10 protein-coding genes and 2 tRNA genes are annotated in these 13,650 nt (G+C 40.7%); 4 read left to right on the top strand and 8 right to left on the bottom strand.

Annotation, left to right across the window (positions count from 1 at the left end; genetic code table 11):
- Positions 1 to 834: 834 nt before the first annotated feature.
- The 4 genes from R2Q80_RS09055 to R2Q80_RS09040 form a co-directional block, all read right to left on the bottom strand.
- Positions 835 to 908 (bottom strand) — tRNA-Asp (locus R2Q80_RS09055).
- Positions 909 to 1,103: 195 nt separating this feature from the next.
- Positions 1,104 to 1,177: transfer RNA gene (locus tag R2Q80_RS09050), tRNA-Asp, on the bottom strand.
- Between the two features lie 102 nt (positions 1,178 to 1,279).
- Positions 1,280 to 2,353, bottom strand: a complete 1,074-nt coding sequence (prfA, locus tag R2Q80_RS09045; protein ID WP_316799280.1) for a peptide chain release factor 1 — start codon at positions 2,351 to 2,353, stop codon at positions 1,280 to 1,282.
- Between the two features lie 133 nt (positions 2,354 to 2,486).
- Positions 2,487 to 3,233 (bottom strand): UDP-2,3-diacylglucosamine diphosphatase, encoded by a 747-nt coding sequence (locus R2Q80_RS09040; RefSeq protein WP_316799279.1) that lies wholly within the window; start codon positions 3,231 to 3,233, stop codon positions 2,487 to 2,489.
- 150 nt (positions 3,234 to 3,383) lie between these two features.
- Here R2Q80_RS09040 and R2Q80_RS09035 point away from each other — a divergent pair, with 150 nt between their 5' ends.
- From R2Q80_RS09035 to R2Q80_RS09025, 3 genes are all read left to right on the top strand, one after another.
- Complete coding sequence (locus R2Q80_RS09035; RefSeq protein ID WP_316799278.1) at positions 3,384 to 5,510, top strand: prolyl oligopeptidase family serine peptidase; 2,127 nt, start codon at positions 3,384 to 3,386, stop codon at positions 5,508 to 5,510.
- A gap of 222 nt (positions 5,511 to 5,732) precedes the next feature.
- Positions 5,733 to 6,743, top strand: coding sequence for an NAD(P)/FAD-dependent oxidoreductase (locus R2Q80_RS09030; protein WP_316799277.1), 1,011 nt, complete (start codon positions 5,733 to 5,735; stop codon positions 6,741 to 6,743).
- 113 nt (positions 6,744 to 6,856) lie between these two features.
- Positions 6,857 to 7,183, top strand: a complete 327-nt coding sequence (locus R2Q80_RS09025; RefSeq protein ID WP_047799587.1) for a 2Fe-2S iron-sulfur cluster-binding protein — start codon at positions 6,857 to 6,859, stop codon at positions 7,181 to 7,183.
- A 65-nt stretch (positions 7,184 to 7,248) separates the two neighbouring features.
- Here R2Q80_RS09025 and R2Q80_RS09020 read toward each other — a convergent pair whose 3' ends face one another.
- Positions 7,249 to 9,855, bottom strand: coding sequence for a glycoside hydrolase family 2 protein (locus R2Q80_RS09020; protein WP_316799276.1), 2,607 nt, complete (start codon positions 9,853 to 9,855; stop codon positions 7,249 to 7,251).
- On the opposite strand from R2Q80_RS09020, the gene R2Q80_RS09015 reads away from it, so the two are divergent.
- A complete protein-coding gene (locus R2Q80_RS09015) occupies positions 9,854 to 10,012 on the top strand; it encodes a hypothetical protein (protein ID WP_316799275.1) in 159 nt (52 codons plus the stop codon). The genes R2Q80_RS09020 and R2Q80_RS09015 overlap by 2 nt on opposite strands.
- A 73-nt stretch (positions 10,013 to 10,085) precedes the next feature.
- Here R2Q80_RS09015 and R2Q80_RS09010 read toward each other — a convergent pair whose 3' ends face one another.
- The 3 genes from R2Q80_RS09010 to R2Q80_RS09000 all read right to left on the bottom strand — a co-directional run bounded on the left by R2Q80_RS09010 (position 10,086) and on the right by R2Q80_RS09000 (position 13,497).
- A complete protein-coding gene (locus tag R2Q80_RS09010) occupies positions 10,086 to 11,414 on the bottom strand; it encodes an alpha-L-fucosidase (RefSeq protein ID WP_316799274.1) in 1,329 nt (442 codons plus the stop codon).
- Positions 11,415 to 11,428: 14 nt separating this feature from the next.
- Positions 11,429 to 13,120 (bottom strand): S41 family peptidase, encoded by a 1,692-nt coding sequence (locus R2Q80_RS09005; RefSeq protein ID WP_410478731.1) that lies wholly within the window; start codon positions 13,118 to 13,120, stop codon positions 11,429 to 11,431.
- 161 nt (positions 13,121 to 13,281) lie between these two features.
- Entirely contained in the window at positions 13,282 to 13,497 is a 216-nt protein-coding gene (locus R2Q80_RS09000; protein ID WP_047799590.1) for a hypothetical protein, read from the bottom strand.
- Between the last annotated feature and the right edge of the window lie 153 nt (positions 13,498 to 13,650).

Raw genomic sequence — 13,650 nt, 5'->3', positions numbered from 1 at the left:
TGCCTCTTTATATATCTTCAGTCTTCAGTTCGCTTAAGTCGTATTCGTCTTAGCGTGTTTTTCGTCTGTTTCAATCTTTTTTCATTTGCTTTCCGCGACATCCGCCGCTCAGCTTTTTTTCCATTCCTTTCGGTTGGGAGTGCAAAGGTAGAAAACTTTTTTTAACTTCCAAATAAAATAATTTTTATTTTTCTGTTAATGTTTTCTTCTCTTTTCAATCTGGCCTTTCAGCCATCCCATCTTCCTCCGAAGCGGAGTGCAAAGGTAGGAAAAATAACCACCACCCAAAATATATTTGAGCTTTAAACCCCTTCTTTCTCCTAAAACACTGTTTTTCAAGCAGAAAAATTTAACAAGCCTTAAAACATTTATCGCTTTACGTTGTTTGCAGGCCCCGGCAGTAAGAGAACACTATATATAAGCTTCACTTTCCTGTGTTCTGTTGTGTCTTTGTGGTATAATCATTTACCCGCTCTATTCCCTGGGCCACCAAACCCGACCCTAGTATACAAAAAGGCACACCCAACGTCAATAGCTTAAAAACCCAATATCCAATCTACAAAACCCCGTTTCCAGCATTCCGCTAGGATAAAAGCACCCAAAATCGGCCTTCAACCCAATAAGATGGCACTTTTATAGGCTCCTGATCCTAGCATGTTCCTTTCTGGTTCCTACCTTGTTCCTTTGTGGTACCTATCTGTTAAGTGCCACGGTACTGCGAAACACGAACATAACCTGTTGCAAATAGATGTAACTAATCAGAAGATATAAAGTAGAAATGAAATGGTATCGAAACAAAAAAGCCTCAACTTTTTCAAGTCAAGGCTTTTGTTGCGGAATGGACGGGACTCGAACCCGCGACCTCCTGCGTGACAGGCAGGCATTCTAACCAGCTGAACTACCACTCCTTTTGTTCTCATTTAAAGTCAGAACCTCTTCCTCTTTCGAGGATGCAAATATAGACACTATATTCAGTTTATCACTATACCAGGCGATATTTTAAGGTATAAATTCGTAACCTCCTGAATGTCATTTAAATATTTTAATTCGGAAAGTTATAAAAACAAAAAAGCCTCAACTTTTTCAAGTTAAGGCTTTTGTTGCGGAATGGACGGGACTCGAACCCGCGACCTCCTGCGTGACAGGCAGGCATTCTAACCAGCTGAACTACCACTCCTTTTGTTCCTATTTAAAGTCAGAACCTCTTCCTCTTTCGAGGATGCAAATATAGAGAGTATATCCTAATTCGCAAACTTTTTTTTAAAAAAAATACAACCCGCTAATTACCAGCGCCTTCCTGCATCTTTTCTGCATTCTCGGCAAACTGAAGCGCATCGATAATCTCCTGAATCTCGCCGTCCATAATCGTTGGCAGGTTATATAACGTTAAACCAATGCGGTGTTCTGTTACACGACCCTGAGGATAGTTATACGTTCTGATCTTTGCAGAACGGTCTCCCGTAGAAACCATTGTTTTACGTTTAGCCGCTATATCTCCGTTTTTCTTCTGCAATTCAATATCATAAAGCTTACTACGCAACATCTCCATCGCAATAATACGGTTTCCCAATTGCGAACGCTCACGTTGACAAACCACTACTATTCCAGATGGTTTATGCGTCAGCTGTACTTTCGTCTCTACTTTATTCACGTTCTGTCCACCAGCGCCACCCGAACGGGAGGTCTGTAGTTCAATATCTGCAGGATTAATGTACAAATCGATTTCTTCCGCTTCCGGTAAAACCGCTACTGATGCAGCTGAGGTATGTACACGACCCTGGGTTTCAGTATCAGGAACCCGTTGCACACGATGTACACCACTCTCATACTTCAACTGACCATAAACATCTTCCCCACTCACCTTTAAAATTACCTCCTTGTAGCCACCAGCCGTACCTTCCGTTACATCTACCGTTTCAACATTCCAGCCTTTGGTTTCAAAATAACGGGTATACATGCGGTACAAGTCACCTGCAAATAAAGCAGCCTCATCTCCACCTGTACCACCCCGAACCTCAAATACAGCATTTTTAGCATCCTCCGGATCTTTAGGAATCAACATCAACCGGATGCGACTTTCCATCTCCTCCTGTTGTGCCAGCATCAGATCCAGCTCTTCTTTCGCCATCTCCCGCATTTCAGCATCTTTTTCAGTCGCTAAAATCTCTTTGTTGGCGTCAATATTACTCATCACATTTTTGTAGACTTTGTATTCCTCTACAATTTTGCCTAAGTCTTTGTATTCTTTATTTAAAGCTGCAAAACGTTTCATATCCTGAATCACATCCGGATTACTCAACGACTCCTCTACATCTTCCCAACGTAGTTTTATAGCTTCTAATTTATCTAACATAGTATATTCTGATTGAAATTCTCAAAATCTGAATCACTCCAAAATTTCAAGAAATGCAAAAATAAGGAAAAAAGATGAATTAGTTTGAACGCCGCAGATAGCTATGCTGAAAAGATAAAGGGTAAAACAGGTACTATTGATGTTTATAGTATTCCAGTTTTAAATCAACACCATCAAAAACCGCATACGAATGGTAACTTAACCATTCTCCGGTATTAACATATCTGCTCCCGTTCCCCAGATCTAGATCCAAAGGCAAATGCCTGTGTCCGAATATGAAATAATCGAAATGTTGCTTCTGCAGTTGTTCTTTGGCATATATAGCCAGCCATTCCTGGTCAACACCTAAAAAAACTTCTTTTTCCGTTTGGGCAGCCCTGCTCCCCTGACTCCAGGTGTTGGCAATACCAATACCCAGATTCGGATGCAGCCTGGCAAACAGCCACTGACAAAGATCGCTCCTGAATATTTTCCTCAGAAATTTATACTTGGCATCACCCGGACCCAGGCCATCTCCATGGTGTAGATAAAATCTTTTATCCCCCCGCTCAATAACAAGCTCGTCACTGATAATCTCCACGCCGATTTCTTTGATAAAATAATCGCGAACCCACATGTCGTGGTTGCCTTTGAAGAAATAAATCTTAATGCCCGAATCAGCCATAGCCGCAAGCTTGCCCTGCAAACGAATAAAACCCTTGGGAATCACTTTAGCATATTCAAACCAAAAGTCAAAAACATCACCCATCAGGAAAAGCTCACTACAATTTGGCTCGATAAAGTCCAGCCAACTCACAATAAGTGCCTCACGCGCACGGCTCTCCTCATAATTTGGAGTACCTAGATGAAAATCAGATGCAAAATAAATATTCCTGGCCATGTACAGCTTCAAAGGTAAATGAAAAAGTCGGGAGTCCGAAGTCGCAACATCCAATAGCGATATAAAACAAATTCCCCAAATTAACATTCAGGTACTTAGCATCATCAACCCAACGGAAAAACATATATTAGTAAATAAATTTTCCTTTCTATGAAAAAACAAATTCTATTAAGCTTATTTGCATTCACGCTGTTCGCCTGTAACGAAAGCAAAAAGCCGGCAGAAAACATTACAAGAATGAAATACCCTGAAACGAAAAAAGATAATACTACCGACAATTACTTCGGAACAACCATTGCCGACCCTTATCGCTGGCTGGAAAATGACACCTCTGCAGAAACAAAAGCATGGGTAGATGCTGAAAATAAGGTTACACAAAATTACCTTGCACAAATTCCCTATCGGGATGACATCAAGAGAAGGTTAACAGAGATATGGAACTATCCTAAAGAGTCAGCGCCTTTTAAAGTAGGGGATTATTATTTCTTTACCAAAAACAACGGACTTCAAAATCAAAGTATCTGGTTTATAAAAAAAGGACTGGATGGGGCGGAGCAGGTTTTTCTGGACCCAAATACCTTAACTGCCGATGGAACTGCAGCCGTTTCACTGCTAGGATTTTCTCATGATAAAAAATATGTAGCCTACTCTGTTGCGCAGGCCGGTTCAGACTGGAGCAATATATATGTGATGGAGGTGGCATCAAAAATGAAGCTTAGCGATGAATTGAAATGGACAAAATTTTCAGGTGCAGCCTGGAAAGGCGATGGATTTTATTACAGCAAATTTGATGAGCCTGTAAAAGGCACTGATCTTTCAGCAGCCAATAAGTTTCAAAAGGTATATTACCACAAGCTTGGCGATCAGCAAAAAGACGATCAATTGATTTTTGAAGACAAAACCAATCCTAACTTATACTTCGGCGCCAGTGTTACTGAAGATGAACGCTTCCTGATCGTATATGCCAGTGCCGGAACCTCAGGTAACGCATTATATTATCAGGACTTAAGTAACGCATTAAGCAAACTTAACTTGTTGGTAAAAGGTTACGAAAACAACCATAGTATTATAGATAATGTAAACGATAAACTATTATTGAATACTGATCTTGATGCCGAAAACAAACAAGTTGTTTTAGTCGATCCTAAACATCCGGATCCTAAAAACTGGCAAAAAGTGATTCCCGAATCTAAGCTCGCCCTCGAAGGAATTGGTACAGGAGGTGGTTTTTTATGGGCATCATATCTGAAAGACGCCAGCACAAACATCATTCAGTTTGATTTATCAGGCAAAAAAATCAGGGAGGTAAAATTGCCCGATATTGGTACTGTTGGTGGATTTGGTGGTTACAAGGAGGATAAAGAGTTCTTTTATACCTTCACCAATTTTACTACACCCGGAACAATTTACCGTTACGAAATTAATAAGGCTGAATCTGAGCTTTATAAAAAGTCGGAGCTGAAATTTAACACTGAAAATTACGAAACCAAACAGGTATTCTATCCTTCTAAGGACGGAACTAAAGTACCGATGTTTATTGTGCATAAAAAAGGAATCAAGCTCGATGGGAATAATCCGGTTTACCTTTATGCCTATGGTGGATTTCAAATCAGTCTGACACCTGCCTTCAGCTTATCAAGAATGTTGTTTTTGGAAAAAGGAGGCATTTATGTACAGCCAAGTTTGCGCGGAGGAAGTGAATATGGAGAAGCCTGGCATAAAGGTGGAATGCTTAACAAAAAGCAAAATGTATTCGACGATTTCATTGCTGCAGCAGAATACCTGATAAAGGAAAAATATACCAGTGCAGATAAAATTGCCATTTCAGGGGGCTCAAACGGAGGTTTGCTGGTGGGGGCCTGCATGACCCAACGTCCCGATCTGTTTAAAGTAGCCTTACCTGCTGTCGGCGTTTTAGATATGCTCCGCTACCACAAATTTACAGTTGGCTGGGGATGGGCAGTGGAATATGGCACAAGTGATAAGAAAGAAGACTTTGACTACCTGATCAAATACTCTCCCCTGCACAACGTAAAATCAGGCGTAAATTATCCGGCAACATTAATTACCACAGCCGATCACGATGACCGGGTAGTGCCAGCGCACTCCTTTAAGTTCGCAGCAACGTTACAGGAAAAGTACAAAGGGAATAGTCCGATGCTGATCAGAATTGAAACAAAAGCCGGGCATGGAGCTGGTAAACCAACAGCAAAAATGATTGAAGAAGCCAGTGATGTATGGAGTTTTGTATTTCAGAATTTAGGAATGAACTGGTAAGCAACATTTACCAATGCTAAGCTCAAATTCTTCATTATCTACCAAACCCATAGACCAATTATAATTTGCCCTGAAGGTTAAAAAAACATTAAGTTTTGCTTTAATTAAAGTTAAAGCATATAAAATATTGAATACAAAAACATTACAGAATTATCTAGAATATTTCTAAATAGGAAAAATTATAATAGTTTATTTAGTAACTTTGCGTCAAATTTTTTTAGCATGATCTCTACAGATATAGCCGTAATAGGCGCTGGTCCGGTTGGTTTATTTGCCATTTTTGAAGCCGGTTTATTAAAAATGCGTTGTCACTTAATTGATTATCTGCCACAGGTAGGTGGACAACTTTCTGAAATTTACCCAAAGAAACCAATTTATGATATCCCAGGCTATCCATCGGTTTTGGCTCAGGAATTAATTGATAATCTGATGGAGCAGGCTAAACCCTTTCACCCGACTTTTACATTAGGGGAGCGTATCGAAGGTTTAGAAAAACGCGGCGAAGCCGACTTTGTACTCACCACCAATATGGGTACTGTGATAGAAGCTAAAGTGGTTGTAATCGCAGGCGGATTGGGTTGTTTTGAACCACGTAAACCAGCAGTAGAAAACCTGGAGAATTTTGAAAACGGTAAAGGGGTAAATTACATGATCCTGGACCCGGAGAAATACCGCGGTCAGAAAATGGTGATTGCCGGAGGTGGAGATTCTGCATTAGACTGGACAATTTATCTTGCTGAAGTTTGTTCTGAACTTACCCTGGTTCACAGGAGTGAAAGCTTCCGTGGTGCACCAGATTCGGTAGCTAAAGTAATGGCCCTGGCAGAAAGCGGAAAAATCAACCTGGTTTTAAACAGCAACTTACAGGCTGTACACGGAACTGATAAACTTGAAAAAGTGGAAATTGTGCAGAACCGTACCATGGAGAAAACGGTTGTAGATGCTGATCACTTAATTCCATTGTTTGGTTTAAGTCCAAAATTAGGCCCGATTGAAGACTGGAATCTAAACATCAGTAAAAGTGCAATCGAGGTTAATGTAGATGATTATTCTACCAACATCCCGGGAATTTATGCCATTGGCGATATTAACACCTATACAAATAAGTTGAAATTGATTCTTTGCGGTTTCCACGAAGCAGCGTTAATGAGTCACAGTGCTTATTCCTATATGAATCCCGGTGTTAAGTATACCATGAAATATACAACTGTAAACGGAGTTTCAGAATTTTAGGCTTTGCGCTAATATTGTTTTAATAAAAAACTATTATGAATCTGTTATTTTTTTCAGCTGTATTCATGAATGCTTCGCAGTTTTAGTTATTTTTGCGCCTATAAGCGAGCAAAATGGAGAACAACATTACAATATACATGCAGGAGCCGGATGGCTCAGTTACAGAACACGAAGCACCAACGGATATGGGCTTAAGTCTGATGGAATTTTTAAAGGCATCAGAATACGATATCTTAGCCACTTGTGGCGGAATGGCTTTATGTGCAACCTGTTGTGTAGATGTTTTGGAAGGTGAGGAAAAATTAAACGAAATGACGGATGACGAATACGCCATGCTCGATACTTTACCAGACCTGTTGCCAAATTCACGTTTAGCTTGCCAGTTGCAGTTAAATAACAATATGGATGGCTTGAAAGTGAAATTACACGGAGTAAGCTAACCAGAAAAATATGATAAATGAAAAAGGCGATACTGCAAACAGTATCGCCTTTTTTGTGCCTTCAGCTATTGAATGGCTATTTTTTGTCGCTCAACATTCCAGCCGTAATATTCGATTGATAAGTTACTGCCACCGGAAGGATATTCGATGGTAATCGTTTTGCTTTCCCCAGGGAGAACGCTCACGTAATTATCATCATAAAAAGCCGGCAATATCCGTTTGCCTGTTCCGCTGTCAATCAAAGCAACACGATTGAAAAAGGCAACGGGGTTACCTGATGGGTTATTCAGCGTTACACTAACCTGATTACTTTTCAGCTTGGCAGTAGTAACCTTTAATGGCGCTCGCTTAATATTTTTCAAGCCCGAATACTCCCCGTCCTTACCTGCCAGCCAGTAAATATTATCACTAATAACCTGCTGCTTAATATTTAAAAGTTTCAATGAAACAAAAACACCTTCTTTTTTATCAAGCTTTTTCAGAAAGTCAGTTAATGGAAAATACCTGCGTACGGAAGAGGGGCCAATTGAATTAAATGCCTGAGAGTAAAAATAATCTTTACCGTCCATATCATAAACCTTTGCCTGAACCATCAGGTTAGTCAGGTCGGTTAGTCCGTTATTCACCACAGTTACCATGCTGTCTAGCGGGTTCATCATAATATGCAATGGCTCACTGCCTTTACGTAAACCATACAAACAGGCATTTGGGTCCAGGTAATAATCGTACATCTGCCCACGTAATGCGGTCCACGGATTTTGTGTTTTCCAGATAATAGAACCAGTATACCAATCCCACATCTTATTTGAAAAACCTTCCATAAGCGCACGGTACTGATCGTAATTAACCAACTGAGCTTTCATTGCAAAATCCTTTGCGTCTTTTGCTTTGCCATAAGGATTGATATACTGATCATAACCAATATATTTATGGTAGTCCCATACCGAATCCAGTTTACTTCCAAATTGTGGCGCAACCATGTTTTCCTTAGGCATAAAACGTTCAAGCGATTCGTAATCACCAACGCCTACAGAACCAACCTCTGAATTATATGGAAATGTTTTAACCGACCAGAAATGTTTCGGATCCTGTATACCGTATGGACCATCACCATTCCCACCCAGGGCATTAAACGACATTTCATCGCTGTTTGAAAAGTCAAAAAATTTGCGCGTACCATCAAGTCGTGGTAAAATGTCGTTCTTTATCGGATTTAAAATATCGTCAGGTGGGGTAATCTCATTACCACCGCACCAAAAGGCAAGAGAAGCATGATTTCTAACCATTTTCACCTGATCTTCTATCGCCGTTAATACCAATGGGTGGTTATCAGGATAATTCCGCCTGGTCCACTGATCCTCTTTTTTCATCGGATCTACCCAGCGGCCATTACAGTCGCCGCTAAACCAAAAATCCTGAAAAACCAATAACCCATATTTATCACAGGCATTATAAAACTCTGGTCGCTCCAGAATAGCCCCCCCCCAGATTCTGATCAGGTTCAGATTCATATCCTTATGATACCTGATTTCAGCATCATAACGCGCATCAGTAAACCGCAGCATCGCATCCGAAATAATCCAGTTACCACCTTTAATAAAAATCTTCTGCCCATTCACATAAGTACCCATACTTTGGGTATGCTCATTCCAGATATTGTCAATCTGTCTGATGCCTACATTCAGATTTTCCTGGTCCAAAACTTGTTCTGCACTGATAAACTTAATATTCATCGGATACAGATCCTGCTTACCATAACCACTTGGCCACCATAACTTCGGATTTTCTAAAGCCAGATCTGCAAAGGCAACCTCAGTATTCTTGTTTGCCGCAACAGAAATGGTTTTGCTCACCGTTTTACCGGCAATCTGATATTGTAAAATACCGGAAACCGGTTTCCCTGTTGGGTTTTCAACTTCTACCGAAACTTTGATAACAGCAGGCTTTTGTTGCGCATCTGGCAAGCGTTTTCCGGGAACAAGCGTCACCACATGTGGATTCTGGATATTAATCCCCCTGGTTTTTTCGATGGTCACTTTATCCCATATACCGGTATTCCGATCGCGGATAGGCTGAATCCAATCCCATCCTGCCGTATATTGTGTAGTTAGATTTTTAGCAATGGTACCGTCGCCACCTTGCCCGCCGTTCGGGTCACCTGGAAAATCAGGCGGATAAACAATAACTGCCAGGCGGTTTTTACCTGTTGCACTTAAAAGCCTGGTAATGTTATACTTTGCCCTGATGTGCATGCCCACATGCGTCTGCGGGTTCACTTTTTTGCCGTTCAGGTAGAATTCGGCCTTATAATTTATTCCACGAAACTCCAGGTATACCTGTTCATTTCCAGTGGCCTTTTCGTTGAAATCCTTTACAAACCAGTAAGTATAATAGTCGTTTCCGGTATGATAAACGTCAGGGATTTTTAGGTTATTCATCCCGTAAAACGGATCCGGGACTTTTTGATTATTAAGTAATGTAGTCAACACTGTTCCCGGAACGGTAGCCGGAAGCCAGTTCGATAAGGGGTAAGCAACGTTCGAAAGCTCCATACCAGTTACCTTCACCTCCTTAATATTACTGCAAAACCAGTCTTTATTAAGTTCATAACGTTGTTGCGCCCCAGCTACCAGACTAAAGCAGATTAACCCCAGCAATAAAATTTTTCTCATGTTCATTGATTTGTTTAGTTTACTAATTCCCCATCGGTTAAATGGTTCAGGTCGTCAGCACGCAATCAATCCGGGGGTATTGTTTACCATTTGTACCAACCTGTATATGCTATTAATCATTGACCTCATTTCCGACGCCAATAAATCACTAAAGTAAAACGTTTTATGATTTTTCCCGCGAAATAATGAATCATTTTCCCTTCAGAATATAGATTTAACAAAAAAACGACTTAAATCACTTCAATTACCACTACATTATCGATTGCTGATTTGGTGTCTGCGTTAAAAATTTGATATTTGCCATTCTTCAAAATGACTTTCACAGGTTCCCCACCCAAGAGGCGATAAGCTTTTTTGATTTTTTTGAACCCTGTAGGCGCAAAACTTACGGATGAAAGCCCCGGATCCAGGAAATGCAGATATATCTTATTGTCTTTCTGAGTCATGCTCCACCCTTTTTCCGGTTTCAAAAACCCTGCCCGGGTACCGTAAATGCTTTCACCATTGATCTTCAGCCATTCCCCAACCTCATTCAGTCTATGCTGAAACTCGGGCTGAATTTTACCGTTCGGCATCGGACCAATATTCAGCAACAAATTAGATCCAAGGCTTGCAGCCTTTACCAGCATGTGCACCAGCTCCTTAGTCGATTTGTACCCTGTATCACTTAAATTGTATCCCCAGGAATTAGATATCGTTTCGCAGGTTTCCAGGGGAAGTTGTGCTGATGCTTTCTGAAAACTTAATCCTGACTTATTCTCTCCGGGCAAATCACGCTCAAACATTTGAAAATCCTCACCGGCGAAGGGAGTAAGGTGGTGGTTATTACCGATCATACACTGCGGTTGCAGTTTATGTATTAAACCATAGATTTCATTATACTTCCAGTCAATCCTCGATGTTCTGTCTGATGAACCTTCCGGCGCAGTCTGATCCCAGTGCCCGTCAAACCAGATTCCACCAATCTCACCATAGTTGGTCAGTAACTCCGTTAACTGGTTTTTCATAAACTGAAGATAACTGGCATAATCTCCCTTCCCTTTTCTCGCAGAGTATTGCCCCGTACGGCCGGTTTCATGTGGATAATCCTCCCGACGCCAGTCAAGCAAAGAGTAATATAAGTAAAGCTTAATCCCTTGCTTATGACATTCATCTGCCATCATCTTCACTACGTCCTTTTTGTACGGCGTATTCATGATATTGAAATCCGAATATTTCGTATCCCACATGCTAAAACCATCATGGTGGCGCGTGATGAGTGTAATATATTTCATGCCCGCATTTTTAGCTAGGCTTACCCATTGGGCTGCATTAAATTCTACCGGATTAAAAAAGTCTTTAAGGTTACTGTAATTCGCCACAGTAAGCTTCCGGTCGTTCATCACCCATTCGCCACTTCCAGGAATACTGAAAGGGCCCCAGTGAATAAACAAACCAAAGCGAGCGTCACTAAACCATTGCCTTTGTTTCAGGTTGGTAGCAGATGGACTGTAATCCTGAGCATGAAGCTGTATAAACCAGCACAATAAAAATATACCTATGGAAAATCTCTTCATCATAAGGCCTGGTGAATTTAATTGATAGAAGCAGTCGCCTTTGATGGCTTTCCAATCACTTTATAATTTCCGTCACCTTTTAAAATCGCCAGCATCTGTGGCTGATTGGTGAACAGGTTTTTCGCCGCAGCGAGTTCCTTGTCGTACTGAAAACTCTGCTCAATCCTGCCTTTTTCATAAAAGTAGCGGCTCACAATCTGCGTTTCCAGTACACGTTTAATCTCCGATTTATGGGTGGCCAGATCCGTCTTTTTGGCTGAAGTTAACCTGGCTTTCAAATCATCCAGATCATTCTTTACTTCTATCGATTTATTTTCCTTTTCCGCCTCTGTACGAAGTTCGGCAAGCAACCTTTCTGTACGGCTTTGGTAGCTCAGGTCTTTATCTGCCAATCCACTGGTGAAACTGCTGTAATCAGCATCAGTAAGCTGGAATGTCTTAGCTGATGGCAAACTCTGGTTAGCTTTCCGGTATTGATTGGCATAATTGAAAAACTGATTCTTGTTAATCATCGCAATCGTGATCGGACTCAGCTTATCTGCATTCACAAACAGGTCAGGATATACACCATTACCACTGTAAACATTACGCCCTGATTTGGTATTGTACATCACCATCACCGAATCGGCAAAGCGTTCTGCCACACCATTAGCATCTTTATGTGCATAATCCAGCTTTTGTATACATCTTCCCGAGGGTGTATAATACTTTGCTACAGTTACTTTTACCAAACTATTATAAGGCAGATTGAATGTTTGCTGCACCAGCCCTTTACCATAACTCCGCTGACCAACAATAATCCCACGGTCCAGGTCCTGCAACGATCCTGCTACGATTTCCGATGCCGATGCCGAATTGCCGTTTACCAAGACAATAAGTGGTAACTCAGCCGCAATCGGTGCAGACAGGGTTTTATAGGCAATTGTTTTTTCTGCGTTTTTACCTTTTTGCGTCACAATTAGTTGATCCTTCCCTACAAACAGGTTAACTATTTTAACCGCTTCCTGTAAAATGCCTCCACCGTTGTTTCTTAAATCCAGCACCAGGCCTTTAGGGTTTTCCTTTTGTATCGCTGTCAGCGCATCCTTCACCTCTTGTCCGGAATTTTCCAGAAACTTATCCAGTTTAATATATCCTATTCCATCTCCAACCATTCCCGAATAAGAAACATTAGGCTGCTTAATTTCGTCCCGGATTAGCTTTTTATTCATTTCCTTACCATCGCGCAGTAAAACAAGATCAACAGGTGTTCCCTTTGGCCCACGTAATAACTGGCTGATTTCCTGACGCTCTTTACCCTTAACCGCAATACCATTGATGCTTACCACCTGATCGCCGGATTTAATATCACCTTTGTTTGCCGGGTATCCCTCACTGATGTCGTTTACAAACAATTTCCCGTCGATAAATACCGTGCTGGCACCAATCCCGCCATATTGCGTACTCACATACTTTAACTTATAGTCTTCTATTTCGGATTCAGGCACATACTCAGTATAAGGATCAAGGCTATCCAGCATAGCATCAATACCGGTTTTCATCAGCTGTGGCGCACTGGTATCATCAACATAATTGATGTTGATCTCTTTATAGAGGGAGGCAAAAATATCCAGGTTTTTTGATACCAGAAATAAATCTTCTTTAAAAGAATAAGATAAAACAGCGCCGCTGAATGCAACTGCCAAAAGAACATATTTTAATTTTTTCATTCCTTGTAGATTGTAAATCCGACAAAAAAGCACAGCACATAGCCTTGATTGCCCGGTTATAAACAAAGTAAATGTACAAAAACCCCAAAGGATTAAAAACAGTAAAATAGGAATGAGGGTAAATTAAGCGTTACCCATAATAGTTACCGCAGTGAAAGTAACTACAATCTGTTACCCTTAGTATCGGCCAACGCCTTTTGAATGGTAAATTCAATATAAGTGCGGTCGCGTTTAACCAAACGCATCAAGTCTGTCACCAACTGATCTTCATTACCCGGCGTAAAATCCAAAGGCTCATTCGCAAGGTCGCGGTATTTACGTAAGAACTTTGTTTTTACTTTAAATGCAGTTTCTGAAGTAAGTTGAAAATTAGCCATAGCACTTTTTATTTGATGCAAAAGTAATAAAAAATATTTGTTAGGGATTGCGCTTTTTATTTCAGCACAGGATAAACTATGTGTTGAAAAAGTTTCTGCACGATAATTGTGTTAAATCGCCGTTATAAAATCTAATCACATATTAAAGCCTTT

Origin of the sequence: Pedobacter frigidisoli (genome assembly GCF_032678525.1) — a bacterium.
Lineage (GTDB): Bacteria > Bacteroidota > Bacteroidia > Sphingobacteriales > Sphingobacteriaceae > Pedobacter > Pedobacter frigidisoli_A.
This window is presented reverse-complemented; position numbering and strand designations above follow the sequence as displayed.

Coding starts and splice junctions, on each gene's coding strand:
- prfA (WP_316799280.1), bottom strand. CDS start 2,353: ATGTTAGATAAATTAGAAGCTATAAAACTACGTTGGGAAGATGTAGAG.
- R2Q80_RS09040 (WP_316799279.1), bottom strand. CDS start 3,233: ATGGCCAGGAATATTTATTTTGCATCTGATTTTCATCTAGGTACTCCA.
- R2Q80_RS09035 (WP_316799278.1), top strand. CDS start 3,384: ATGAAAAAACAAATTCTATTAAGCTTATTTGCATTCACGCTGTTCGCC.
- R2Q80_RS09030 (WP_316799277.1), top strand. CDS start 5,733: ATGATCTCTACAGATATAGCCGTAATAGGCGCTGGTCCGGTTGGTTTA.
- R2Q80_RS09025 (WP_047799587.1), top strand. CDS start 6,857: ATGGAGAACAACATTACAATATACATGCAGGAGCCGGATGGCTCAGTT.
- R2Q80_RS09015 (WP_316799275.1), top strand. CDS start 9,854: ATGTTCATTGATTTGTTTAGTTTACTAATTCCCCATCGGTTAAATGGT.
- R2Q80_RS09020 (WP_316799276.1), bottom strand. CDS start 9,855: ATGAGAAAAATTTTATTGCTGGGGTTAATCTGCTTTAGTCTGGTAGCT.
- R2Q80_RS09010 (WP_316799274.1), bottom strand. CDS start 11,414: ATGATGAAGAGATTTTCCATAGGTATATTTTTATTGTGCTGGTTTATA.
- R2Q80_RS09005 (WP_410478731.1), bottom strand. CDS start 13,120: ATGAAAAAATTAAAATATGTTCTTTTGGCAGTTGCATTCAGCGGCGCT.
- R2Q80_RS09000 (WP_047799590.1), bottom strand. CDS start 13,497: ATGGCTAATTTTCAACTTACTTCAGAAACTGCATTTAAAGTAAAAACA.